This window comes from Ruegeria sp. BHSA163 (assembly GCF_059613365.1).
This window is the reverse complement of record NZ_JBXWSJ010000024.1, coordinates 24,330-49,410: the sequence shown is the minus strand read 5'-3', so window position 1 is coordinate 49,410 and position 25,081 is coordinate 24,330. Positions and strand designations below refer to the sequence as shown.

Genomic DNA, 25,081 nt, shown 5'->3' with positions numbered 1-25,081 from the left:
AGGATCAGCCAATGCATTTGGGTCGCGCAGACCCGGAGAATGGAGAAATAGGATGTTTTTGGAACTGATTGGCACAATTTTTGCAGGCTTTGCGTTTGCGGGCGTGGTGATGGTTCTGAACAAGTTCACAGGCGGACGATTGCCTCGGTGGGCAGCTCCTGTCGCTGCCGGAGCGGGAATGATCGGAATGACGATCACCAGCGAGTACTCTTGGTATGACCGCACCCTCGAATCGTTGCCCGGCAGTCTGGCTGTCGTGCAGGAAGTTGAGAGCAAAGCATTTTATCGCCCATGGACTTATGTTGCGCCATTTGTAGACCGTTTTGCGGCAATCGATAAAGATTCTGTAAAGACCAATGAAAACGTTCCTGAACAGCGGCTTGTCGATCTCTATTTCTTCGGACGGTGGGCGCCTGTTTCGAAGATTCCCGTTGCAGTCGATTGCGCGCAAAACAGCCGTGCCAACCTGGTCGATGGAGCTGAGTTCGCAAGTGACGGGCGTTTACTGAATGCCGCTTGGATCAAAACCAGTGATAATGACCCGTTGATCGAGGCGACCTGCGGAGTTTGAATATGCTGAACCGTCTTAGCCTCCGTTTAAGAATTTTTCTGTTCTTTTGTCTGCTGGCCGTCGGAGGGTTGGTCGTAAGCTCACTAGCGCTATGGATAAGCTATCAACGAGTTGACGATCCCGAATTGATTGATGCCTACATATTTGCGGAAATCCTAATCGCTTTTGGTTTTCTGGCTTTGATCGTCGGAGTCTGGCTTTTGTTCGACGACAATGTCGCCAAACCGATCGAACGATTGTCTGCACAACTGCGAGCCCGTGCTCACGCTGGCGTAAACACCGAGATGGATGTAAGGGCCACCCGTTATTTGGGTGATTTGGGTCCGGCCGCCGCAGGGCTGGCCGAACAATTTTCAGACACCGCAATAAACACAGCCGAGGCGGTTGCAGCAGAAACGGCGCACCTCGCTGCCGAGAAAAAACGCCTGACCGCGTTATTGAGCGAGATACCCGTGGCAATGCTGTTGGCGGGACCAAAGCACCAGATTGTTTTGTATGATGCACAGGCAGCAGAGGTTCTGGCGCAGATCGCCCACCCGCGACTGAACGCGTCCCTTTTTGATTATCTCGAAAGTACAGGTCTAACCGATGCCTACTCTGAGATGAGCAAGACCGGCATGGAAGTCGAATGCAGTCTTACCAGTGTGGACGGCACCCAAGCTTATTTTGCGCGCATGAAGCCGTTAGGAGACGCGCCGGGATATATGCTGATTTTTGATGATAGCACCCTGCGCATTCGACCAGACGAAGCCCGGCCACTTATCTATGACTTCGATCTTCTCGACACGTCGATAGACGAAGAGTTTGAGAACCGTCGCCTGACCGACTTGTGTTTTGTTGTATTCGATACCGAAACGACCGGGCTTCTTCCTCATAAAGACGAAATTGTACAAATCGGCGCAGTTCGCGTGGTTAAAGGAAAAATCGTAGCAGGAGAAAAACTGGATTCCCTGGTCGATCCGGGCATCCCAATTCCGGCTGCTTCAACCCGTGTACACAAGGTAAACGATGCCATGGTCGCAGGAGCGCCGGACATTGTTGATGTAGGTCGCACCTTTCACCAATTCGCACGTGACGCCGTCATTGTTGCCCACAACGCACCATTCGATATGGCATTTCTGCGACGCCACGCGGCTCGTATCGGCGTCAAATGGGATCACCCAGTGTTAGACACGGTGTTACTTTCAGCGGTTCTTTTCGGCGCGAGTGAAACGCATACACTGGATGCCGTGTGCGAGCGACTTGAGATCACAATTCCAAACGATTTACGCCATACTGCATTAGGCGACGCAGTGGCTACAGCCCAAGTTTTGGTAAAAATGCTGCCCATGCTAAGTGCGCGCGGCATGGTGACATTCGGGAAAGTTGTCGCAGAAACACGCAAACACGGGCGGTTGCTGGAAGACCTGAATTGACCGCAAAATTTGGATCGGATGCAGCTTGCCATAGACAATCTCTGCAGCGCATGGCACCTCAGACATACCTTTAAACGAGTGTGCGATGACCGAAACGACATTCACTCCCGGTCCAGACCAAAGCCTGAACTTCCGCGAAGCGCTGGGATGTTTTGGGACAGGTGTCACGGTGGTTACAACCAACACAGCTGGCGGGCCGGTTGCAATCACGGTCAATTCCTTTGCTTCGGTATCACTGGATCCGCCGCTGGTATTGTGGTGCCTTGCCAAAGACTCCAATCGCTACGAAGCATTCAGCAATTGTCAGCACTATGCAATTCACGTGATGGCACAAGAACAGCACGATCAAGCATTGCAATTTGCCCGAAATGGTTTCGATTTTTCCCATACGAAATGGCATTGTGACGAAGCTGGCCGCCCTCGATTATCCGACTGCCTCGCCCGATTTGATTGCCGGTTGTCCGACATACACGATGCAGGCGATCACCTTATTCTGGTCGGACACGTTGAAACAGTTATGCACCGCCCGGGACAAGGACTGATTTTCAAGCGCGGGCAATTTGGTGGATTCGCTGATCTGATCTGATCAATCGTCTAAAGAACCGTGTACAGCCAAAGCTTCAAGTTGGGTTTCTTGCGGCGTGATCACTCGAAAAGCCTCATGAACACCTGCACCCGTAAGTTCTCGCGCGACTGTAAGCAATGTGTTTGGCGCGTGGTCCTCGCACATTTCTGTCATATGATCTATCTCGGCCTGAGCAACCTCCATAGCCGTCTCAATCGAAGGGGCGCCGTAAAGTCGTACAAAGTGATCAGCCAAATTTTGTTTCATCTGTTCCAATTCAGCAGGTTCGATTTGTGTCACGGCCACAAAAGTAACTCGGCCAAATGTCTCCAAACCCAGCCAACCATTTGCAAAAGCCTGTCGTGCCTTGCCCTCTAAATCGCCCTCGCCCCAGTTCGAAAACTCGAAGCCGCCAGAAATACACCATTCTCCGGTACGCGCCGGCGAATGAAAAACGTTCATGTCACTTTCATCAAAGTGAATAGCGCGCGCCAACTTCATCATGCGTTCTCCAACAATTGAGTCAGAGGGCGCAGTTGCGTATCAGAGCCTTTCCGAATTAGCATCCCGAACCTCTCGTCCGTACCAAGGAACACGCCCTGTTCTCCAATTGGTTCTCCGACATCACGTATCAACCCCATCCACTCGCTGTGCAATGAAGCGTTACCTTCTTCCTGCCAACGATTGAGCCACGTCAGCATATGACGGGACCAACTTTCAACCAGCTGCTCAGGCGATACATCGGCACAACCCTCATCATAGAGCGCGGTAATATCAGGCGTTTCGCCTGGATCACCACTGGTCTGCAACAACGCCAGTTCCCAACCTATCACGATCCAATCAGGTATGGTATCCGGGTCCGAAGACGAGGCCGCCGCATGAAACGTGCCACATTTTGCGCCATTCACGAAAATCGGTCCATCCCAGCCCAGATGTACGGCAACTTCGGGCGGGGCCAAAGCGCCCAAGGCGTTCTGAAACCCTACTGCACACAACGGCAGCATGGCCATGGCATCTTGCAGCGGGACTTCGGGCGCGAAAACGATTGCCACACGCAGCCTGTTCGCCTGAATGTTGTAAACAACCGTTCCCGCATCGCAGCCGAGCGCTGACATGGCCTGAGCACGCTCAAACGGGTTTTCCCCACCCGACACTGAATGGCCGGTCAATAATGGCGGAAAAACCGGCTGGCTCATGCGTTACCTTTAGCAATCAATTCACGGGCAATTTTACGGAAAGATTCTGCCTGCGGACTATCTGGTTTGCTGACCACGATCGGTGCGCCACCGTCTGCTGCAACGCGAATATCTAAATGTAAAGGAATCTCACCAAGCAAAGGAACGCCCAGCGACACAGCCTCGGACGCAACGCCACCATGACCAAACACGTGTTCCTCGTGTCCACAGTTCGAACAAATATGCGTGGACATGTTTTCGATCATTCCAAGTATTGGTGTCTTTAGCTGCTGGAACATGTCGATACCCTTTCGAGCATCAATCAGTGCCACATCTTGCGGAGTTGACACAACGATCGCTCCGTCCACTTTAAACTTCTGGCTCAGTGTCAGTTGCACGTCGCCCGTTCCCGGTGGCAAGTCAACGATCAAAACGTCCAATGCGCCCCATTGCACCTGACCCATCATCTGTTGCAGTGCCCCCATCAGCATCGGACCCCGCCAAACGACTGCCTGCCCTTCGTTGGTCATCAGACCCATCGACATCATTGTAACCCCATGATTTCGAAGTGGCAGGATCGTTTTGCCATCAGGACTTGCCGGCCTTCCGGAAACTCCAAGCATTCTGGGCTGCGACGGACCATAAACATCTGCATCCAGCAAGCCGACCCGTCGACCTTCGGCCGCAAGTGCACATGCGAGGTTAGCAGAAACCGTGGACTTACCAACGCCACCCTTTCCCGAGGCTATGGCGATAATCCGGTCCACACCAGGTACGGCTTGCGGTCCAGTTTGCGAGGGCTTGGGCTTGGGCTTGAGATCCGGTGGAGCCTTATCAGAATGTGCCGTCAGCATAGCCGAAACCTTTGTCACGCCTTCAACCAACTGAGCCGCCTTTTCTGCCGCAGCGCGCACAGGCTCCATACGTTCGGCCTGTTTCGGATCGATCTCAAGCACAAAGCGCACTGTATCACCTTCGACATTCAAGGCACGCACAACTCCGGCGCTGACAATGTCCTGACCAGAAACTGGGTCCGTGATCTTTTTCAGGTTTGCAAGAACTGCGTCACGAACACTCATGCGTCATTACCTATATTTTGCCCTGTCTGATGGGCGCTGCGTTTCGCCAGTTTCTGGTCGCCGCTCATTGCACGTGTCTCCGTCCTAAGTTTGTTCATTTGACGCAATCGGTCCCGGGCCGTTAGGCTGAGCCATGCGCTTTGTCTTGTTGTGCCTGAGCTTGACGCTCTCTGCTACCCCCTCTTGGTCACAAGAGGCGATTGGCCTTGCCGCTCCGGATGAGATTTCAGACTCGGGTCTTTTGCAACATATTCTTCCACGCTTTTCTCTCAAGACCGGGATCAAGGTAGTAGCTGACGAAAATGGCAGAATGTCTATTTCCACAGCCCCCTCGGGCGACCCGGTGTTCCAACGAGACGGCATTGTCTACCACCTGCAGATCGAAGATGATGCCAAGCATTCGCGATTTCGCGAATGGATTTTGTCGGATATCGGGAAACGTACAATCGAGAGCTTTGCGCCAGCACAAGGTGATCCGTTTAACGCAGACATTAAAGTTGAGATTAAACAAGCCGAGCAGGTGATAGACGGAGATGCCGCCCTTGGTCAAAAGCTCTCGCTTAGTTTGTGCGGCCGCTGTCACGTTATCGGCCCTCAAAACCGAATGAACGGCCTTGGTTCGACACCATCCTTTGCGGTACTTCGCTCCTTACCAGATTGGTCCGAACGTTTTGAAGCGTTTTTTGCTCTTAACCCGCATCCCTCGTTTACGCAGGTCAAAGACATTACCCCGCCTTTCGCAATAGATCGTCCACCCCCTATCCATCCAGTCGAAATGACAATTGAAGATCTCGAAGCAATCTTGGCTTTTGTCTCAGTTATGCAAGCTGCAGATTTGGGCGCCCCGCTGGAACTTCAGTGATCCTTTCGTTTTGAAAAGTAGTCCTCGGTCGTCACTACGCGCGGCTTTGGCGCAGCCTGAAAAGGATTGTCCTGGCTGTGAAACTGCGCATTCACTCGACAATCGTCACACATCTGGATCAAACGAGCCTGTTCCGAAGTGGCGAACATCGGGTGACTGCCTGAAAGTTTTTCCATAATCCTCTCAATAGCAGATTTCACGCCAAAGGCCGCTCCGCACTCTACGCAGGCGAATGGCTCTTCTTCGTTCAGCACTTGCTGGGACAAGGCAGCGTCTGAAAGGTCGAGTTGGGGCACCAGAGTGATGGCATCCTCAGGACAAATCGTGCTGCACATTCCGCATTGCAGACAGGCGTCTTGCTGGAAATTCAGCTGCGGCTTGTCCGGGTTGTCCATCAACGCACCTGAGGGACAAAGAGACACGCAACTTAAGCAAAGCGTACAGCTGTCCAAATTCACTGAAACTGCACCGTAGGGTGAGTTTTCAGGCAAAGGAAGCGGCGCGGTGGATTCAGGGTTCAGTGCTTGGGCCGCTAGTCGGGTAATTTGACGCCGGTTTCCGAGGGGCAGAACCGGGTTCGACAACGGTTTAGGCACGGCCTGTGTGTAAAGTAGGTCGGAAAAAGCATCTGGGTCAGTCTCGTCAATTAGCCCAAACGCTGTTTTCCCTGCAATCGCCTCAGCCAAAACTAATTCGCGGTCCAGAGCATCTCTTTCAGTTCTCGGCGCCAATAACACGTCAACTCGGGCAAATCCGTGGGCCAGACCTGCCAGCATTTCAGCATGACCAAAACCAGAGATAGTATTCAACTCCAATGGGATCACGTTAGCTGGCAGGCCTTGGCCAAAGCGAGCAGCAAGCCTGATCATGTGTGCCCCATGGGAATCATGCACCAAAAGTCTTGGGTTAGACCCGCCTGCGCTGCGATAGGTGCGCGCAAGAATATGCATCCGAGACAGTAATGCGGAAACAGGCGGGTCTTCGTACGTAATGGCAGTGGACGGGCAAAGCGCCGCACAAGCTCCACACCCGGCGCAAACCATAGGATCTATCGTTATGTGATCACCGGCCGGAGTAATCGCCCCGGTAGGGCAAGCATCAAGACAGTTTGTGCATCCAATCTGTTCCGCCCGCGAATGGGCGCACAACGACTCGTCCACTCGAACATATAAAGGTTTTTCAAATGTACCGACGAGCTGAGCAGCATCAAAAGCCAAGTTTGCAACGGCCACAGCATCTCGCGGATCGGCCCGCAAATACCCTTCGCGCTTTTCAGGGGCTGTCACGAAAGGTGTATCGCCTGCAACATCTATTAATATATCGCAGCGAGAAGTTGCTCCGTCGCGAGGTTCAGTCCAGCCGAACGCTCTTCGTCCTCCGGGTTCCAGTTGTTCAACTTGATCAAGACGCAAGACAAAGCCACCTAATGCGCCCGACACACTGCGCAAATTTGCTCGGACAACGTCATATGACCGGTCCATGGGTTCGGAACGGTCCGTCACCAAAACCGTCACAGCCAAGGTTTGTGACAATTGTTCCGCCAAACCGAAAGCGACTGAGCCGGGGCCAATTATACAACAAGTGCCCTCGCTTACGACGTCAACGCCCGGCGTAACTGGGATCGGCAAAGTCGCCTCGGCGGCCAACGCTGCCATCTTGGGCGTAGCATCCTGACCCTCAGCTGACCAACCTGCACGATCACGCAAGTCCACAAATCCAGGACGTTCCTCACCGAGTTCGGCGGCCAGATCGACAAAAACCGCAGTTTCCTGTCCGCAGGCGATTACCAATTGATCGCCTTGCTCCATCGCTTCGGCAGCTGCTTCCAATTCGTGTGTGCACAACGCCGTGTGAACCCGAGAGCACACCAATTCGCATGACCGGGAAATCTGTTCCCTATCCATTTTTTGCGAACCAGCGCAATCGCACAACATCAGCTTGCCGGCCATAATCTCCCCCCGGGCTGCAATCTCTTGCTCAGCACATTAGACTTAATCAAGCGAGTGGCAACGCAAACACCGTCGAACACAGTGGAATTGTGCATTATTTTTCACACTCTCTTTCTCCTGTTTGCTTTCCGAGTTTAATATCGAATGCTTTCTTTGAAAAAACGACACTCAATACTCACTGTGGACTTGGCACAAGGCCAATTTATGTACCATAGTACATCAATGGGAAGGCAGGGGAGAGCCTTCTGGGGAGGACTAAGTGGCTGGGGCCGCAAGCCAGATTGAAATGCCCGTTGGCATTATTGTTCGAAAAACGCCAGGTGTGACCCGATGGGCTCGCTGGAATTGGCGCGCAGTCGCTGCTTTGCCCGGCGCTGGTCCGGCCAATTGGCAGGAGCTGCGACGCGAAGGTGAAGCCGTTGAATACCACGCAGCGACCCTTCCCTTGACCCTATGGGTAGATGAAACAGAAGCGTACATGGTGAACCTGTCAGACGGACAGCCATCTTTATACTTGGTTCTGCGAGATGAGCTTGTTGGAGATCATCCCTTGAATGTCGTTCTAGTTACAGCTTCTCCGTTTGAGGGTCAGGACTATGCCGACACCGGCGAAGAAATTGTCGAAAAAATTCCCATGAGCGAAGGATTGATCGCTTGGGTTCGCGACTTCGCGCTGCAACATCACAAGGACGAGATCTTTGTGAAGCGTCGCCGCGACAAAAAACGCACCGACTTGGTAGAGGATGGACGGGGCGACGGACGTATCCGTCAAGACTCGGACGTTTATCGCGCTCCTCGGAGGCTACTGCAATGAGCGAGAACCGTGATTTCTGGTCCCGCCGGAAAGCTGCTGTTCAGGCCGAAGCAGAGGCAGAGACTGCAGCGGTCGAAGCGCAGGAACTTGCTGCGCGCCATTCCGAACTGGAAGAAAAGAGTGACCAGGAAATTCTGGCTGAATTCAATTTGCCGGATCCCGATGCGTTGGAACCAGGTGACGACGTCTCAGGCTTCATGTCCAAAGCCGTTCCGGATCGACTGAGACAACGCGCGCTTCGAAGGTTATGGAGACTTAACCCTGTATTGGCCAATGTGGACGGATTGGTGGAGTACGGTGAGGATTACACCGACGCAGCATGCGTGATTGAAAACCTCCAGACCGCATATCAGGTCGGCAAGGGAATGCTGGCTCACATCGAGGCACTTGCAGTGTCCGAAGAGGAAGAAACAGACGAACCTGTCGAAGAGCTTAGCGACCAGCCCCCACCCAGCGAGCCAATTGACGAACCGCTCCAACCTCCCGTGCAGATGGTCGAACTTGGCGAAACAGAAAGTGACGCGGACCTACCCCCCTCCCCGCGCCGCATGATATTTGAATTTGAAGGATGACTGAATGACCGCCAACAACGCGCAAACAGTGGATATCTCGGCAGAGGATCGGCTACGCGCGGATTTTTATAACTTTCTGGGTCTTCTTATGGCTGGCCCCCCCGATCAATTACTGCTGGACCAAATGGCCGGGCTGAGCGGTGATGACACGGATTTGGGTCAGGCGATTCAAGCAATGGCGAGGGTGGCCAAGATTACCAAACCTGCAGCCGCCGAGCGGGAATTTAATGCCTTGTTCATAGGGCTGGGACGTGGAGAGTTGCTGCCCTACGCCAGCTTTTATCTGACTGGGTTCTTGAATGAAAAGCCGTTGGCGCAACTGCGCAACGACATGGCAGCGCGCGGGATAACAAGAGCAAAGAACGTTTTTGAACCCGAAGACAATATCGCCTCTTTAATGGAAATGATGGCCGGTATGATTGTCGGGCGATTTGGCACAGTGGCAACTTTGGACGAACAGCGGGCGTTCTGGAACAAGCATATCGGTCCCTGGGCGGCCCATTTCTTTTCTGATCTGGAGGCTGCTGAAAGCTCAGTACTCTATGGTTCGGTTGGAACAGCCGGACGGATTTTTATGGAAATCGAACGTGAAGCATTCCGAATGACGGCGGCCTAGTCCGCCATTCGCCGGTGCCCAAATGGGCATCAAACCGCAATTGGGACAGGAGGAGACCATGAGCAAGACCAAGGAAGAAGGCGCAACGCGCCGCAACTTCCTCAAACTGGCCGGAACCGCAGCGCCTGCTGCAGTCGCCGCCGCCAGCCTGAGCGGGAAAGCCGAGGCATCAGAGTTGCCGACGGACGAAACCCGGATGCAGGATACAGCGCACACACGCGCATACATAGAAAGCACCCGGTTTTAGAATCGGACGCCTTCACACCCGACTGAAGGTTGCGATTGGCCCTGACGTCGGTTTCAGCAGTACCAAGCCAGCCATGGGTTACATGGCCAGCAAGGGAGGAAAGAAATGCTTAGGAAAAAGACCAACGGGGTTGCGAGACGCCCCCAGCGGACAAGTATCCTGTCCCAGATCGGCGAAAAAACCGTCGATCGCCGCGCGTTCCTGCGCGGGTCGGGCCTGACGATTGGCGGTCTTGCCGCGATCAGCGCCACGGGTGGAACCGTGACGCCAGCCAGTGCCCAAACAGCGGCCAACCAAGCCGTTGAAAATGTGAAATCCGTTTGCACTCATTGTTCAGTCGGATGCACGGTGATTGCCGAAGTGCAGAACGGCGTATGGATCGGCCAGGAGCCCGGTTGGGACAGCCCGTTCAATCTGGGCGCCCACTGTGCCAAAGGTGCAGCGGTACGTGAACACGCCCATGGCGAGCGCCGCCTGAAATACCCGATGAAAAAGGAAGGCGGCGAATGGAAGCGCATTAGCTGGGAAGAGGCGATCAACGAGATCGGCGACGGCATGATGAGCATCCGCGAAGAATCTGGCCCCGATAGTGTCTATTGGCTGGGTTCTGCGAAGCACAACAATGAACAGGCCTATCTGTTCCGCAAATTTGCTGCCTACTGGGGCACCAACAACGTGGACCATCAGGCCAGAATTTGCCACTCAACCACGGTTGCGGGTGTTGCGAACACATGGGGCTATGGCGCCATGACCAATTCGTATAACGACATCCATAACTCCCGTGCCATCTTTATCATTGGCGGCAACCCTGCCGAGGCGCACCCCGTCTCGCTGTTGCATGTTCTGCGCGCGAAAGAGCAGAATAACGCCCCGCTGATCGTCTGCGATCCACGCTTTACGCGCACCGCGGCGCATGCGGATGAATATGTCCGTTTCCGTCCCGGAACAGACGTTGCGCTTATCTGGGGCATCCTGTGGCACATCTTCGATAACGGCTGGGAAGACAAAGAGTTCATCCGTACCCGTGTCTGGGGAATGGACCAGATCAAAGAAGAAGTCGCCAAGTGGAACCCGGACGAGGTCGAGCGTGTTACCGGCACACCCGGATCGCAGCTCAAGCGCGTTGCGCGCACTATGGCCAACAATCGTCCCGGTACCGTGATCTGGTGCATGGGAGGTACGCAGCACACCAACGGCAACAACAACACTCGTGCCTACTGCGTACTTCAGCTCGCCTTGGGCAACATGGGCACTGCTGGTGGTGGTACAAACATCTTCCGCGGCCATGACAATGTGCAAGGCGCGACAGACCTAGGCGTATTGTCCCACACCCTGCCCGGCTACTACGGCCTGTCCGCAGGTGCCTGGGGTCATTGGGCCCGGGTTTGGGGTGAAGAACCAGAGTGGCTGGCAGGTCAGTTCGCAACGATCAAAGATAAGGAAGGCAAGGACAAGTCGCTTCAGAATGAACGCGGCATCCCTGTCTCCCGATGGATCGACGGCGTTCTGGAAGATCCTGCAAACATGGACCAAGACAACAACGTCCGTGCAATGGTCCTGTGGGGCCACGCGCCCAACTCACAGACCCGCGGTCCGGAAATGAAGACGGCGATGGAGAAATTGGACATGCTGGTCGTGATCGACCCGTATCCCACAGTATCCGCCGTTATGCATGACCGCACTGACGGTGTTTATTTGTTGCCCGCTTGCACGCAGTTCGAAACCCGTGGCTCGGTCACGGCCTCGAACCGTTCCCTGCAGTGGCGTGACAAAGTGGTTGATCCGCTGTTCGAAAGTCTACCGGATGAGGTCATTATGGCCAAGTTCGCGAACAAGTTCGGCTGGGCGGATCGGTTCTTCCGCAATATCGAAATGGAAGACCCTGAAACCCCGAATGTTGAAAGCATTACACGTGAGTTCAACTCGGGCCTCTGGACTATCGGCTACACTGGTCAGTCTCCTGAGCGGATCAAAAGCCACATGGCCAATCAGCACACGTTCGACAGAACAACGCTGCAGGCAGTGGGCGGTCCAAACGACGGTGATTACTACGGTATGCCTTGGCCCTGCTGGGGTACAGCCGAGATGGGTCACCCGGGAACACCTAACCTTTACGACATGTCCAAACCGGTTGCCGAAGGTGGCCTGACTTTCCGTGCCCGTTTCGGCGTGGAACGCGATGGCGACAACCTGCTGGCCGAAGGGGTCTACAGTGTCGGATCGGAAATTCAGGATGGTTATCCAGAATTCACGATGCAGATGCTGATGGATCTTGGTTGGGACGGTGATCTGACGGACGAGGAACGCGCAGCAATCGACGCTGTGGCCGGTCCGAAAACCAACTGGAAGACAGACCTTTCGGGCGGTATCCAGAGGGTTGCGATCGAACACGGCTGTGCGCCCTTCGGGAACGCCAAAGCCCGCGCGGTCGTGTGGACCTTCCCGGATCCGATCCCACTGCATCGCGAACCGCTTTACACGAACCGGCGCGATCTGGTGGATGACTATCCGACCTACGAGGACCGTCAGGCTTATCGCCTACCTACCCTCTACGCTTCGATCCAAAAGAACGACTTTTCAAAGGATTACCCAATAATCCTGACGTCGGGTCGATTGGTCGAGTATGAGGGCGGCGGTGATGAGACACGGTCGAACCCTTGGCTGGCTGAGCTTCAGCAGGACATGTTCGTCGAGATCAACCCTCGCGATGCCAACAACCTTGGTATTCGTGACGGAGCACAGGTCTGGGTCGAAGGTCCTGAGGGCGGTAAAGTCAAAGTTATGGCGATGCTGACCAACAGGGTCGGTGCCGGCGTAGCCTTTATGCCATTCCACTTTGGCGGCCATTTCCAGGGCGAGGACCTTCGGGACAAATACCCCAAAGGCGCCGATCCCTATGTGCTGGGCGAAGCGACAAACACCGCTCAGACCTATGGCTATGATTCAGTGACCCAGATGCAAGAGACCAAAGCGACTCTCTGCAAAATCTGGGCAGCGTAAGGAGGACGATAATGGCTAGAGCAAAGTTTCTCTGCGACGCTGAACGCTGCATCGAGTGCAACGCCTGCGTAACCGCGTGTAAGAACGAACACGAGGTGCCGTGGGGCATTAACCGCCGCAGGGTGGTGACGATCAATGACGGTAACCCGGGTGAACGCTCGATATCGGTGGCCTGCATGCATTGCTCGGACGCTCCGTGTATGGCGGTTTGCCCAGTCGACTGCTTCTATCAAAACGAAGAAGGAGTCGTTCTGCACTCGAAGGACTTGTGCATTGGTTGCGGTTATTGCTTCTATGCGTGCCCGTTCGGCGCACCGCAATTCCCACAAGCGGGCAACTTCGGATCGCGCGGCAAGATGGACAAATGTACCTTCTGCGCCGGTGGACCCGAGGAAACGCACTCGACCGCAGAGTTCGCCAAATATGGTCGTAATCGGATTGCCGAAGGCAAGCTGCCTATCTGCGCCGAAATGTGTTCTACCAAAGCCCTGCTCGCCGGTGACGGCGACGTGGTGTCGGCAGTTTACCGCGAACGCGTTGTGGCGCGCGGTTTCGGCTCGGGCGCCTGGGGTTGGGGTACCGCATACGACCAGAAAGACGGATAAGGTTCCGTCTTAATGTTGTCAGATGACCCGCCAAAGCGGGTCATCTGCTTGGAATTTTGACTGAGGTTCAGATGTTCCGTTTATTCATCGCACTGCTGCTGTCATTCGTTATGGTCAATACGGCCATGGCACAATCAGGCGAGGCCGAGGCCCCAGCAACAACTGACAGAACCGCCACTGGAGGCGCCACGACGCTTGAGGACATTCTGGCTCGGCAGCGTGGCGAGAAGATCGACAACAGTTATAGATCGGGAAACACAGGTCAAGGTAACGCAGAAGGCCTATTAGGGCAGCTGGGTACCCGAGGCGTGGCGTCAGACAGCGACGTTTTCCGCGCTTTACGTTACGGTTCGGCTGACGTCACAGTTTCGTCCAAGGGACCTGCAGCAAGCGTATTGATTCAGGACGGCGGAATGTGGTGGCTGAATTTCCGCACCGGTCCCCTGCGCGACTACGGCAACTACATAATAGGTGGGATGCTGATCGTGCTGTTACTGTTTTTCGTGCTACGAGGCCGCATTAAAATTGACGGCGAAAAAACAGGCCGGACGGTCACCAGGTTTAATGGCTTTGAACGTTTTGGGCACTGGCTATTCGCCGGATCTTTCCTCGTATTGGGTATTACCGGGCTGCTGACGCTGTACGGTCGTGATTTTCTAATTCCGCTTTTTGGCAAAGAAGGATTTGCCACAATAGCGCAGGGTTGCAAGTGGCTACACAACAATCTGGCTTGGGCATTTATGCTGGGTCTTGTGATTATTACAGTCAATTGGATTGCGCATAACATTCCCAATCGCGTTGATCTGAAATGGCTGGCTGCAGGCGGCGGATTGTTTACCAAAGGCAGCCATCCTCCCGCCAAGAAATTCAACGCCGGACAAAAGATAATTTTCTGGCTGTGCATCTTGTTGGGTGTCTCTATCAGCCTGTCTGGTTTGTCCCTGCTCTTCCCGTTCGAGATGCCGTTGTTCGCCAAGACGTTTTCGATTGCGAATTCGACTGGTATCCCGCAACTCATGGGACTGGACTTGCCTGTTCAGATGTCGCCCCAGGAAGAGATGCAATACGCGCAAGTCTGGCACGTCATGGTCGCCTATGCGTTCATCGCAATCATCCTCGCCCACATTTATCTGGGTTCTGTCGGAATGGAGGGTGCATTTGACGCCATGGGAACGGGCGAGGTCGAAGAGCAATGGGCGCGTGAACATCACTCGCTGTGGCTGGAAGAAGTCCAGGAAAAGGAGGCTGGGAAAGCCACGGCCTCACCTGCTGAATAAATGAGAGTTTTAATCATTGCGCTGGCGCTCTTGCCTCTGCGTGCAGAGGCAGAGTTTTTTACGCTAAAAGGCCATGGTGGGCCCATAATGGGAATTGCTACCGCCCCGGATGGACGTATCGCCACTGCCAGTTTTGACAACTCCGTGGGGTTGTGGACTCAGCAGTCACCGGAATGGTTGGAAGGCCATGAGGCCGCAGTTAATTCTGTCATCTTCAACGGATCAACAATCTATTCTGCAGGAGACGACTTCACCTTGCGCCAATGGCCCGGCGGTGAGGTTATCGGCCAGCACAAGGGCAAAATTGTGGGCTTAGCGATCTCAAAAACCCATGTCGCAACAGCCAGTTGGGATGGAACGATCGGGTTGTGGCCTGTCGACGGTTCGACCCCTTCTGTGTTGGGGCCCACTGGAAGCGGTGTCAGTGACGTGGAATTTACGCCAGACGGATCACATCTGTATTCGGCCGGGGTTGATGGTTCACTGCGTCTATGGGACTTGACCACTGGGCAGGAAGTTGATCGCCTGATTGAACATGGATTTGGAATCAACAAACTAGTTCTTAATGCTCAGGATAATTGGATCGCTTATGGCGCAGTAGATGGGGTCACGCGCATCCTTGATCTGACGACGAGACAAGAACGTGACTATACGCTAGGCCGCCGCCCAATTCTTGCCCTTGCCCTTAGCCCTGACCGAACCAGATTGGCGGTCGGCGACGGCGAGGGATACATAATGCTGATCAATACAGTCAATTGGCGTATCGCTCAGGATTTTCGCGCAACTTTGCGTGGCCCGGTCTGGGCATTAGCCTTTTCTTCCGACGGCCAAAACATCCACGCAGGTGGGATTGACGAAGCTATGTACAGTTGGCCTGTCGCAACACTGTCAGAACAGGAACGGATGGCCACCGTTGAACCGAGCTTCTTGAAAAAGCCCGAGGAAATGGAAAACGGAGAGCGCCAATTCGCCCGCAAATGCTCGATATGCCATAGCCTTACAACTAACAGCCAAAGGCGCGCTGGTCCGACGCTGCATAAAATATTTGGGCGCAAGGCGGGAACTATTCCCGGATATTTGTACTCGGATACATTGCAAGACTCTGATATCATTTGGAATGATGAGACAATAAACGCTCTTTTCGACGAGGGCCCCGATCACTACATTCCTGGGTCCAAGATGCCGATGCAACGTATCACTGGCGAACAGGATCGCCTTGATCTGATCGAATTTTTGCGCGTCGCTACGGCGGACGAAAACTGAGCCGGAGGAGACCATGAAAGCTTTTCTAAGCGCCGTTGTTGTTATGGTTCTGATTACTATTGCTGCTCCTTACGCGCTGGATCAGATCGGGTTCAGCGCCGCCGACGCGGGGTCCGGGTCAGCCGTTCGACTTGACTGAATGTCACAATACCTGACCACACGTGAACTGGCCGATTTGTTGCGCATTGGCGAGCGTAAAGCCTATGATCTTGCGTCATCAGGCGAAGTGCCCTGTGTTCGGGCCATGGGAAAGCTATTATTTCCCAAGGATGAAATTGTCGTCTGGCTGAATTCATCTCGAACTGGGCCGCAGGTCGCTGAACCGCCCTTGCCACCAATCGTCGCAGGCAGCCACGATCCCCTGCTAGACTGGGCGTTACGCGAAAGCGGATCAGGCTTGGCCACCTATTATGACGGCTCGTTTGATGGGTTGCGCAGGCTAAGCGACCGAAGCGCGCAAGCCACTGTATTGCATATTCATGAAGATAACGGATTCAACGTGAAATCCCTTAAGGACACTGTTGGCGAAGCGCCCGTCGTTCTTTACGAAGTTGCACAGCGTCAACGTGGATTGTTGTCGGCGCCAGACATTTCCGACATTTCCGGATTTTCTGACTTGAAAGGCCGACGTGTTATTTTGCGTCAGGATAGCGCGGCCAGCCAACGATTGTTCGACGCCCAATTGGAAGAACATGGATTGACCAGAGCCGATCTAAATACCCTGCCTGATTGTGCCCGCACCGAAGAGGAACTGGCCATCGCACTGCGGGATGGCAAGGCAGAAGTCGGGTTCGGGCTGGGCGCACTGGCCGGATTTTTGGGGCTTAATTTTCATCCCACTCACAATGAACGATTAGATCTTGCCATATGGAGGCGCGCCTTTTTTGATCCCCCTATGCAGACTCTGATCGGTTTTTTGAACGGCCCACGTTTCATTCAGCGCGCCGATGAGTTGGGTAGCTATGACCTTTCAGGCCTGGGTCGCATCCACCACAACGGCGCCAGTGGCTAAATCAGAAATTTAATTTGCGTTTGGGAAAAATAGCTGTACGCCGTCCTGCGTGTATGAGCCTATCGCAGACTGTCCATCTGGCCCAGTCAACCATTCGATGAACCGTTGCCCTGCGGCTGATCGAACGCCAGGGTGTTTCTCCGGGTTCACCAAGATGACTCCGTATTGATTGAACATTCGAGGATCCCCTTCGATCAAAACCTCAAGATTCCCTCGGTTTCCGAAAGTTTGCCAGGTTGCACGATCGGTCAACGTGTAAGCATTCATGCCGCTCGCCACGTTCAATGTCGCCCCCATGCCGGAACCAGTTTCCCGGTACCATGTTCCCGACACGTCGGTCAGATCAATCCCGATTGGTTGCCAAAGACGCAACTCTGCTTTGTGGGTTCCACTATCATCGCCACGTGAGGCAAAGGTAGACTCGGTCTCCGCGATCGCGGTCAATGCAGCAACGATATCATCGCCCCCTTTAACTGCGGCCGGATCAGATTTTGGGCCCACAAGAACAAAGTCGTTGTACATCACGTCAAAACGTTCCACGCCCCATCCGTCTGACACGAACTGTTCCTCTGCAGGTTTTGAATGCACCAATAAAACATCCCCGTCCCCATTGATTGCATTCCTGATCGCCTGCCCAGTTCCAACGGCGACCACACGAACATCGATGCCAGTTTCAGCCTCGAAACCCGGAAGAATATGGTCAAACAGCCCAGAATTCTGGGTAGATGTGGTGGATTGAACCACGATAAAAGGTTCTTCCGCTGCAACAGACAGTGCTGACAGGCCAAACAAAAGCACATTGGCCCGGATCAGATTTAGGATCATCGCCAATCTCCGTGAAATCCAACTTATGTGACGAGCCTGCCTGCCAAATAACGGCGCGAGGCCTCGCTTGCAGGAGAGTCTAATACCTGTTTCGCAGCGCCGTGTTCCACCACATAACCGCCCTGCATCATAACCACATCCGAAGCTAACCGCCGAGCCTGACCAATATCGTGCGTTACCATCACGATGCGCACCCCCTGGGACGAAGCACTAAGGATCATCCGTTCTATTGCTTGCGTCGCGCCTGGGTCCAATGAGCTGGTCGGTTCGTCGAGAAACAATGTCTTTGGGGAAAGAGCAAGTGCGCGCAATACTGCCAAACGCTGCGCCTCACCCCCAGAAAGATATCTGGCGGATTGCCGCGCTTTCTCAGACAGTCCGCCTTCAGCCAGCAGATCCGCGATTTTCTTCTTACGTTCGGCGCGCGCCAAACCCACTCGTTTGAGCGCAAAATCCAGGTTCCCTGCAACAGACCGCCTTAGGAGAACTGGTTGCTGGAACACCATTGCCTGTTGTGACTTGTGAACCGCATTCAAAGGGACGCCACCTTGTGTGACCCGCCCACAGTCTGGCGAAATAAGTCCGTGTAGACAACGCAACAGGAGGCTTTTTCCTGCGCCGTTCGGCCCTAAAATCAAAGTAGGACCCGGGCCATTCAGACTTAGTTGAGGCACATCCAAAAGGACCGAGCCTTTTCGGGTGATATGAACACCGCTTACTTTCAAACCGGCTGTTTCTTCAATCATGAGGTCACGCATGGCGCAGGCCTTCTTGTTCAGCCCGCAATGTCAGTGTGCTGACCATTGCGTTAACCGCGACTGCTATTCCTATCAAGATCGCCCCTAGCGCCAAAGCCAACGCCAGATTGCCTTTAGAGGTTTCAAGCGCGATGGTTGTTGTCATCACCCGGGTTACATGGTTGATATTTCCACCCACAATAATGACCGCACCGACTTCGGCGATCGCCCGCCCGAAACCTGCTAACAAGGCCGTCACCAACGCCAATCGTGCATCCCACAAAAGAACGGGCACAGATGCCAGCCGCGACACGCCTAGCGACCGAAGCTGTTCGGCATATTCCTCGGCCAACATTTCAACTACTTGCCGGGTCAAAGCCGAGATGATTGGTGTAACCAACACGACCTGAGCGATAATCATCGCGGTTGGCGTATATAGCAGTTCGAAAACCCCAAGCGGCCCAGAACGAGACAGCATGAGATAGACTAGAAGGCCGACAACAACTGGAGGGAGCCCCATTAGTGCATTCATCAGAATAATCAGGACCCGACGCCCAGGAAATCTTGCCACAGCCAGCGCGGCACCCAGTGGCATTCCTATGACAGCCGAAATCAAGACCGCCAGAATTGAAACTTCCAGAGACAACAGAACAATTGACCAAAGCTCTGCATCTCCCCGAAAGATCAAAGCCAAAGCCGTACTGAATTCTGATGTAAATCCCTGCATTTTCTCCTCATAACGCAAAAATCAGAATGATCTGCGCTGAATTACAGTGAAATATGAAGCCGAACCGACGTCAAGTGCGGTTAGCCGACCGGTAACCACAAAAAAAACGCGGCCTCAAAGAGGCCGCGTTCGTTACCTTCACGTGCGTGGGGTTAATTTAGCGCTGCATCTGTAATCTGATGCGTCCAGGCGCCTTCTGGTTGTTTTGTAATGACCGGATCGGATCCACCCGCCAACAAAGTCGCAACTGTGCGATCAAAATCGGCCGGGTCCAACGCTCCATTCGAGCCTGCCGTCAGTTTGGCGATTTCGCCCATCATACGGTTTTGGTGCTCTTCAGTCTGTGCGCCGGTCGCATCATTTTCCAGCACAATTTCTGCGGCTTCAGCCGGGTTTTCCTCAGCGTATTTCCAGCCTTTCATCGAAGCGCGAACAAAGCGTTCCATTTTGTCGACAAATGCCGCATCGCCCAGGTTTTCTTCCAGCACATAAAGGCCGTCTTCCAACGTTGCTACGCCTTGATCTTCATACTTGAAGGTGACCAGTTCATCCGGGTTTACCCCCGCGTCGATGACTTGCCAGTACTCGTTGTACGTCATAGTGCTGATGCAATCCGCCTGACGCTGCAAAAGAGGGTCGACGTTGAAGCCTTGCTTCAGAACCTCAACCCCGCTTTCGCTTTTTCCGTCTGTGTCGATGCCAAGCTGGCTCATCCAACTCATGAACGGAAACTCGTTTCCAAAGAACCAAACGCCCAAAGTACGGTTTTTCAGATCCTCAGGTGAGGAAATACCCGCGTCTTTCCAGCAGGTCAGCATCATGCCCGAACTCTTGAAAGGCTGCGCGATGTTAACCAACGGTAGACCTTTTTCCCGCGCAGCTAAGGCCGCAGGCATCCATTCGACAGTTACATCCGCGCCTCCGCCTGCAATCACTTGAGTTGGCGCAATGTCAGGGCCTCCGGGAAGGATCGTAACATCCAGCCCCTCTTCTTCGTAGAACCCCTTGTCCTTAGCCACGTAGTATCCAGCAAATTGCGCTTGCGTGACCCATTTCAATTGCAATGTCACCTCGTCCGCTGCAAGAGCCATACTGGCCGCCATACCGAAGGCGGCAACCGCTCCGCTAAGTAGCATTTTCATTTTGATATCTCCTAGTTGCTTTTTTGTTGCCCCTTGACCGGGGTCTGTTGAATTATTCTCACTGTTTTTCACGTTGCGACGGGTGCCAAAACGTAACCGCTTTCTCGATACCGGCGACAAGCCCGTAGAACGCTGTGCCGGCCAGTGCCGCGACGACGATTTCGGCCCAGACCATGTCCAACGACAGTTGCCCAACGCTGGTCGAAATCCGAAAACCCATACCAAGAGTTGGCGAACCAAAGAATTCCGCCACAATAGCGCCGATAAGGGCCAGTGTCGTCGAAATCTTCAACCCATTGAAAACGAAAGGCATCGCAGCAGGCAAACGTAATTTCAAAAAGCTTTGCCAGTAGGATGCGGCATACGTCTCCATAAGATCCCTTTGCATCGCAGTCGCCTCTCGCAGTCCTGCTACAGTATTCACAAGCATCGGGAAGAAAACCATCACCACGACCACGGCGGACTTCGAGTGCCAATCGAATCCAAACCACATAACCAGTATGGGCGCGGTCCCAACAATCGGCAAGGCGGCCACAAAATTTCCAACCGGTAAAAGACCGAGACGAAGAAAATCCCACCGATCCACCGCAATGGCCGTCAGAAATGCCGCGCTGCATCCAATGACGTAACCACTCAAGGCGCCCTTGATGATTGTCTGAACAAAATCCTCCCACAGAATGGGCAGGCTATTTACAAATCTCAGCCCAATGACGGAAGGAGCAGGCAGGATGACCAACGGCACCTCTAGCCCCCGGACTAACAGCTCCCACACAAAAATAATGGTCAAGCCGAATATCAACGGCGCCAGAAAACGAACCACTTGGCTGTCCGCCTGCGGGCCACTTGCCAGGCGATTGTTTAGCCACCAGCCAAAGATCCAAACAAGCAGCGCAAGAAATACCAGCGTCATCGGGCCATCCCCATTTTCCGGAGAACAGTCCGTTCAATTAGCCCCAACAAACCTACCAGGCAGGCCGCCAATACGGCTGCAGCAAAAAGCGCCGACCAAATTTGCACGGTCTGGCCATAATAACTGCCGGCCAACAGACGAGCCCCCAAACCGGCGACCGCCCCTGTCGGCAACTCGCCAACGATGGCCCCGACCAGAGACGCCGCAACGCCGATTTTGAGCGATGCAAAAAGGTATGGCATCGAGGCAGGCAGACGAAGTTTCCAAAATCCTTGAGACTGACTTGCGTTATAGGTTCGCAGAAGATCAAGTTGCATCGCATCCGGACTACGCAAGCCTTTGACCATGCCGACAACAACAGGGAAAAAGCTTAGGTAGGCTGAAATGATAGCCTTGGGAATAATTCCCTGAACGCCTACCGAAAACAGAACTACGATGATCATCGGCGCCAGCGCGATGATCGGTATTGTTTGGCTGACGATAGCCCAAGGCATAACCGAAAGGTCCATGACGCGACTGTGAACGATCCCAACGGCCAGCAAAATGCCGAGGCCCGTACCAATTACGAAACCTAACATCGTTGCACTGAGCGTCACCCAGCCGTGATAAATAAGCGAGCGTTTTGAAGTGATCTTTTTCCCCACCGTCGTGTCCCATAGTTCTGCTGAAACTTGGTGCGGAGACGGAAGGCGCGGTTTACCCTGCGCCCAAGTGGACGGAATTGCAAACCCGTTGTCCAATACCAGTCCAATCTCGCTCATGTCCCGACGCGCGCTGCCAGAGGGCGGTTGCACCTCTGCGCCCCCGCGTTCCAGCTCGGTCAGAACACCCTTGATATTCATCGGAACGCAAGCGGCGTACCAAACGAGAACGATCACAACAACGACTGTCAGAATGGCAACGACCTGTTTCATGCGCGCCACTCCATCCGAATGACTGGCAGTGTCTCGGGCGGTGTAGGCGGTTCTATGCCTGTCGCTTCGAATCCTTCACGGCGATAGAATTTTTGCGCGGCCTTGTTGGGTTCGTGAGTTGTGAGCCAAAGATAGTCACGCCCTGATTTTGCATGATCCAGTAAACGTTTGCCGATACCTTGCCCCGTGCGCAGGCAATACAGTGCACCGACTTTTTGTTCCTTTGGGTCAACGGACATGTAACAATCCACGGGATTTCCAGCGACCCAAATCTCGCGTGCAGGAAACGCCTCGCGGATCAGCGCTTCCAACTCGTCTTCTGACAATTCTTCGGGCATCCAGTCAGTTTGCGACATCCAAACTGCAATAACATGCGCGCAAGCCCGCACATCTTTTGGCTCTGCCCTTCTGATGGCATCCGATGACATCAGACTTCATCTCCGTGGCCAGCTCGCAACCCTTCGCGAACACGATGGGCAACATCGATGAATTCCTGTGTATCGCGGATATCCAGCGGGCGCTCTTTGGGAAGCGGGCTTTCAATAACATCTGTAATCCGCCCTGGGCGAGGACTCATGACCACAATTTTGGTGCTTAGATAAACGGCCTCAGGGATCGAATGGGTCACGAAACCAATGGTCTTTTTTGTCCGTGCCCACAGCGCCAAAAGTTGCTCATTCAAATGATCGCGCACAATTTCGTCCAGTGCACCAAAAGGCTCGTCCATTAAAAGGATGTCCGCGTCGAACGCCAGCGCGCGCGCGATGCTGGCACGTTGCTGCATGCCGCCTGACAGCTGCCAAGGGAACTTGCCGCCAAACCCTTTTAAGTCAACTAGTTCCAGAACCCTATCTACACGCTCATCTTGGTCGGCTTTAGAATAGCCCATGATCTCAAGCGGTAGTTTTACGTTTTTGGCAATCGTCCTCCAAGGATACAACCCGGCGGCTTGAAACACATAACCGTACGCTCTGTTTCGTCTGGCTTGATCCGGCGACATTCCGTTGACGGTCAAATTGCCTCCGGTTGGTGTTTCCAGTGCGGCTATGCATCGTAGAAAAGTCGTCTTCCCGCAACCCGATGGCCCTATAAAGCTGACGAACTCACCTTTGCTAATTTCCAGATTCACATCTTTTAATGCGTGAACCGGCCCGTCATTGGTTTGAAAGGTGAGATCCAGCTGTCTTGCCTCGACGACAGGCTGGGTAGTGCTTTCAGTATTCATTCCACCGCCCTGAAAAAATTCGATATTTAGCCGCCGGTGCGACGGCCTGGCTGCGTCATACACCCGTTGCCGGAATTCCGCTACGTTTGATCGGTTGAGGTGCTGTCAATTCTTTCCAGGTACTCAGCGCTTTGTTTACATGGCTGTTGGGTTCCCGCGCGACGAATTCTCCGTGACCTTCCTGTGTACGTATTTCCCCATCGTGAACAGCAATCTGACCTCGCGACAAAGTAAACCGAGGCAGTCCTTTGACTTCTTTGCCCTCAAAAACGTTGTAGTCAATCGCAGATTGCTGGTTTTTAGCGGAAATAGTTTTGGTTTTTTCAGGGTCCCAAACTACGATATCAGCGTCAGCACCGACGAGAATTGCGCCCTTTTTCGGATAACAATTCAATATCTTAGCGATGTTTGTCGAGCTAACCGCCACGAATTCGTGTGGCGTTAGTCGCCCTGTGTTAACGCCATGCGTCCATAACATAGGCATACGATCTTCCAAACCGCCAGTACCGTTGGGAATCTTTGTGAAGTCACCCACTCCGTAACGTTTCTGATCGGTTGTGAAAGCACAATGATCGGTGGCCACAACGCTGAGCGTTCCAGAATGAAGACCCGCCCACAAGCTGTCCTGATGCTGCTTGTTTCGGAACGGCGGGCTCATTACACGGCGGGCAGCATGATCCCAGTCGGGATGAAAATACTCACTTTCGTCCAATGTCAGATGCTGGATCAACGGTTCACCCCAAACACGCTTGCCCTGCATCTTGGCGCGTCGGATGGCCTCATGTGCTTCTTCGCAGGAAGTGTGGACGACATACAACGGCACACCCGCCATATCGGCAATCATAATGGCTCGGTTGGTCGCCTCTCCTTCGACCTGTGGTGGTCGCGAATAGGCATGTGCTTCTGGTCCCGTATTTCCTTCCGCCAGCAACTTTGCACTGAGTTCGGCGACAACATCCCCATTTTCCGCGTGGACCATGGCGATACCGCCTAATTCGGCCAGGCGCGTAAATGAGGCAAACAGCTCGTCATCGTTCACCATCAGAGCGCCTTTGTAAGCGAGGAAGTGTTTAAACGTATTTATTCCACGCTCTTCAACGACAGTCTTCATGTCATTGAAAACCTGTTCTCCCCACCATGTCACGGCCATATGAAAGGAATAGTCACAGTTTGCACGTGTTGATTTGTTGTCCCAGCGCTTCAAAGCGTCCAGCAGGCTTTCTCCCGGATTTGGCAACGCAAAATCAACAACCATCGTCGTACCACCAGCCAAGGCCGCGCGCGTTCCGCTCTCAAAATCATCGCTGGAATATGTGCCCATGAAGGGCATCTCAAGATGGGTGTGGGGGTCGATCCCGCCCGGCATGACATAACAACCGGTCGCGTCCAATTCTTTATCACCTTTCAAATCAGGGCCAATTTCGGTGATTACTCCGCCCTCGACCTTTACATCCGCCTTGTATGTCAGGTCGGCTGTCAGAACGGTTCCGTTTTTGATAACAGTGCTCATATTAATCTCCCTGCGCGGTTTGTCCCGCTTACTTTATCTGGCCAAAATATCTGGTACCTCACCTTAGGG

The 25,081-nt window shown here is 53.8% G+C and carries 27 protein-coding genes; 14 read left to right on the top strand and 13 right to left on the bottom strand.

Annotated elements, in window-relative coordinates:
- Nucleotides 1-52: 52 nt before the first annotated feature.
- The 3 genes from AC2FNV_RS12785 to AC2FNV_RS12775 all read left to right on the top strand — a co-directional run bounded on the left by AC2FNV_RS12785 (nt 53) and on the right by AC2FNV_RS12775 (nt 2,572).
- Nucleotides 53-571 carry a hypothetical protein gene (locus AC2FNV_RS12785; protein WP_170608238.1) on the top strand — a complete coding sequence of 173 codons (519 nt, stop codon included), beginning with the start codon at nt 53-55 and terminating at the stop codon, nt 569-571.
- A 2-nt stretch (nt 572-573) separates the two neighbouring features.
- Nucleotides 574-1,986 (top strand): 3'-5' exonuclease, encoded by a 1,413-nt coding sequence (locus AC2FNV_RS12780; protein ID WP_170608240.1) that lies wholly within the window; start codon nt 574-576, stop codon nt 1,984-1,986.
- A gap of 85 nt (nt 1,987-2,071) precedes the next feature.
- On the top strand, nt 2,072-2,572 hold the full coding sequence (locus tag AC2FNV_RS12775; protein ID WP_170608242.1) for a flavin reductase family protein: 501 nt from the start codon (nt 2,072-2,074) through the stop codon (nt 2,570-2,572).
- On the opposite strand, the gene AC2FNV_RS12770 is transcribed toward AC2FNV_RS12775, so the two are convergent.
- From AC2FNV_RS12770 to AC2FNV_RS12760, 3 genes are read right to left on the bottom strand one after another with little or no spacing between them, the layout of a single operon-like run.
- On the bottom strand, nt 2,573-3,052 hold the full coding sequence (locus AC2FNV_RS12770) for a DUF6505 family protein (protein WP_170476568.1): 480 nt from the start codon (nt 3,050-3,052) through the stop codon (nt 2,573-2,575).
- Nucleotides 3,052-3,747 (bottom strand): biotin/lipoate--protein ligase family protein, encoded by a 696-nt coding sequence (locus AC2FNV_RS12765; protein ID WP_170608244.1) that lies wholly within the window; start codon nt 3,745-3,747, stop codon nt 3,052-3,054. The genes AC2FNV_RS12770 and AC2FNV_RS12765 overlap by 1 nt, the downstream gene beginning before the upstream one ends.
- Nucleotides 3,744-4,805 carry an Mrp/NBP35 family ATP-binding protein gene (locus tag AC2FNV_RS12760; protein ID WP_170475531.1) on the bottom strand — a complete coding sequence of 354 codons (1,062 nt, stop codon included), beginning with the start codon at nt 4,803-4,805 and terminating at the stop codon, nt 3,744-3,746. Before AC2FNV_RS12760 ends, AC2FNV_RS12765 begins: the two co-directional genes overlap by 4 nt.
- 133 nt (nt 4,806-4,938) lie before the next feature.
- Between AC2FNV_RS12760 and AC2FNV_RS12755 the strand changes: the two genes are divergently transcribed.
- Complete coding sequence (locus AC2FNV_RS12755; protein WP_170608245.1) at nt 4,939-5,667, top strand: cytochrome c family protein; 729 nt, start codon at nt 4,939-4,941, stop codon at nt 5,665-5,667.
- Here the strand turns inward: AC2FNV_RS12755 and AC2FNV_RS12750 are convergent.
- Nucleotides 5,661-7,616 (bottom strand): 4Fe-4S binding protein, encoded by a 1,956-nt coding sequence (locus AC2FNV_RS12750; RefSeq protein WP_170608247.1) that lies wholly within the window; start codon nt 7,614-7,616, stop codon nt 5,661-5,663. The genes AC2FNV_RS12755 and AC2FNV_RS12750 overlap by 7 nt on opposite strands.
- Before the next feature lie 259 nt (nt 7,617-7,875).
- Here AC2FNV_RS12750 and AC2FNV_RS12745 point away from each other — a divergent pair, with 259 nt between their 5' ends.
- From AC2FNV_RS12745 to AC2FNV_RS12700, 10 genes are all read left to right on the top strand, one after another.
- Nucleotides 7,876-8,430, top strand: a complete 555-nt coding sequence (locus tag AC2FNV_RS12745) for a DUF3305 domain-containing protein (protein ID WP_170475536.1) — start codon at nt 7,876-7,878, stop codon at nt 8,428-8,430.
- Entirely contained in the window at nt 8,427-9,002 is a 576-nt protein-coding gene (locus tag AC2FNV_RS12740; protein ID WP_496773469.1) for a DUF3306 domain-containing protein, read from the top strand. The genes AC2FNV_RS12745 and AC2FNV_RS12740 overlap by 4 nt, the downstream gene beginning before the upstream one ends.
- Before the next feature lie 4 nt (nt 9,003-9,006).
- Nucleotides 9,007-9,618 carry a TorD/DmsD family molecular chaperone gene (locus tag AC2FNV_RS12735; RefSeq protein ID WP_170475540.1) on the top strand — a complete coding sequence of 204 codons (612 nt, stop codon included), beginning with the start codon at nt 9,007-9,009 and terminating at the stop codon, nt 9,616-9,618.
- 58 nt (nt 9,619-9,676) lie between these two features.
- On the top strand, nt 9,677-9,865 hold the full coding sequence (locus AC2FNV_RS12730) for a twin-arginine translocation signal domain-containing protein (RefSeq protein ID WP_170475542.1): 189 nt from the start codon (nt 9,677-9,679) through the stop codon (nt 9,863-9,865).
- Nucleotides 9,866-9,970: 105 nt separating this feature from the next.
- A complete protein-coding gene (locus AC2FNV_RS12725) occupies nt 9,971-12,865 on the top strand; it encodes a formate dehydrogenase subunit alpha (protein ID WP_170608251.1) in 2,895 nt (964 codons plus the stop codon).
- Nucleotides 12,866-12,876: 11 nt separating this feature from the next.
- Complete coding sequence (gene fdh3B, locus AC2FNV_RS12720) at nt 12,877-13,470, top strand: formate dehydrogenase FDH3 subunit beta (protein WP_170475546.1); 594 nt, start codon at nt 12,877-12,879, stop codon at nt 13,468-13,470.
- Between the two features lie 71 nt (nt 13,471-13,541).
- Nucleotides 13,542-14,747 carry a formate dehydrogenase subunit gamma gene (locus AC2FNV_RS12715; protein ID WP_170475548.1) on the top strand — a complete coding sequence of 402 codons (1,206 nt, stop codon included), beginning with the start codon at nt 13,542-13,544 and terminating at the stop codon, nt 14,745-14,747.
- Complete coding sequence (locus tag AC2FNV_RS12710; protein ID WP_170475549.1) at nt 14,748-16,010, top strand: c-type cytochrome; 1,263 nt, start codon at nt 14,748-14,750, stop codon at nt 16,008-16,010.
- Nucleotides 16,011-16,023: 13 nt separating this feature from the next.
- Nucleotides 16,024-16,149, top strand: a complete 126-nt coding sequence (locus AC2FNV_RS12705) for a hypothetical protein (protein ID WP_302477855.1) — start codon at nt 16,024-16,026, stop codon at nt 16,147-16,149.
- Nucleotides 16,150-17,022, top strand: a complete 873-nt coding sequence (locus AC2FNV_RS12700; RefSeq protein WP_170475551.1) for a substrate-binding domain-containing protein — start codon at nt 16,150-16,152, stop codon at nt 17,020-17,022.
- Nucleotides 17,023-17,031: 9 nt separating this feature from the next.
- Here the strand turns inward: AC2FNV_RS12700 and AC2FNV_RS12695 are convergent, their stop codons facing one another.
- The 9 genes from AC2FNV_RS12695 to hydA all read right to left on the bottom strand — a co-directional run bounded on the left by AC2FNV_RS12695 (nt 17,032) and on the right by hydA (nt 25,012).
- The gene (locus AC2FNV_RS12695; protein WP_170608253.1) at nt 17,032-17,847 is read right to left on the bottom strand and encodes an ABC transporter substrate-binding protein; all 816 of its coding nucleotides are present in this window, start codon (nt 17,845-17,847) and stop codon (nt 17,032-17,034) included.
- Between the two features lie 23 nt (nt 17,848-17,870).
- Nucleotides 17,871-18,605, bottom strand: coding sequence for an ATP-binding cassette domain-containing protein (locus AC2FNV_RS12690; protein WP_170608255.1), 735 nt, complete (start codon nt 18,603-18,605; stop codon nt 17,871-17,873).
- Nucleotides 18,598-19,311, bottom strand: a complete 714-nt coding sequence (locus tag AC2FNV_RS12685; RefSeq protein ID WP_170608256.1) for an ABC transporter permease — start codon at nt 19,309-19,311, stop codon at nt 18,598-18,600. Before AC2FNV_RS12685 ends, AC2FNV_RS12690 begins: the two co-directional genes overlap by 8 nt.
- A 152-nt stretch (nt 19,312-19,463) precedes the next feature.
- Nucleotides 19,464-20,453, bottom strand: a complete 990-nt coding sequence (locus AC2FNV_RS12680) for an ABC transporter substrate-binding protein (protein ID WP_170475558.1) — start codon at nt 20,451-20,453, stop codon at nt 19,464-19,466.
- A gap of 58 nt (nt 20,454-20,511) precedes the next feature.
- A complete protein-coding gene (locus tag AC2FNV_RS12675) occupies nt 20,512-21,363 on the bottom strand; it encodes an ABC transporter permease (protein WP_170608258.1) in 852 nt (283 codons plus the stop codon).
- The gene (locus tag AC2FNV_RS12670) at nt 21,360-22,277 is read right to left on the bottom strand and encodes an ABC transporter permease (RefSeq protein WP_170608260.1); all 918 of its coding nucleotides are present in this window, start codon (nt 22,275-22,277) and stop codon (nt 21,360-21,362) included. The genes AC2FNV_RS12675 and AC2FNV_RS12670 overlap by 4 nt, the downstream gene beginning before the upstream one ends.
- Complete coding sequence (locus tag AC2FNV_RS12665) at nt 22,274-22,705, bottom strand: GNAT family N-acetyltransferase (protein WP_170608262.1); 432 nt, start codon at nt 22,703-22,705, stop codon at nt 22,274-22,276. The genes AC2FNV_RS12670 and AC2FNV_RS12665 overlap by 4 nt, the downstream gene beginning before the upstream one ends.
- Nucleotides 22,705-23,502: an ABC transporter ATP-binding protein gene (locus AC2FNV_RS12660; RefSeq protein ID WP_170608264.1), complete on the bottom strand. Its 798-nt coding sequence runs from the start codon at nt 23,500-23,502 to the stop codon at nt 22,705-22,707. Before AC2FNV_RS12660 ends, AC2FNV_RS12665 begins: the two co-directional genes overlap by 1 nt.
- A 55-nt stretch (nt 23,503-23,557) precedes the next feature.
- Complete coding sequence (gene hydA / locus AC2FNV_RS12655) at nt 23,558-25,012, bottom strand: dihydropyrimidinase (RefSeq protein ID WP_170608266.1); 1,455 nt, start codon at nt 25,010-25,012, stop codon at nt 23,558-23,560.
- Nucleotides 25,013-25,081: the final 69 nt, after the last annotated feature.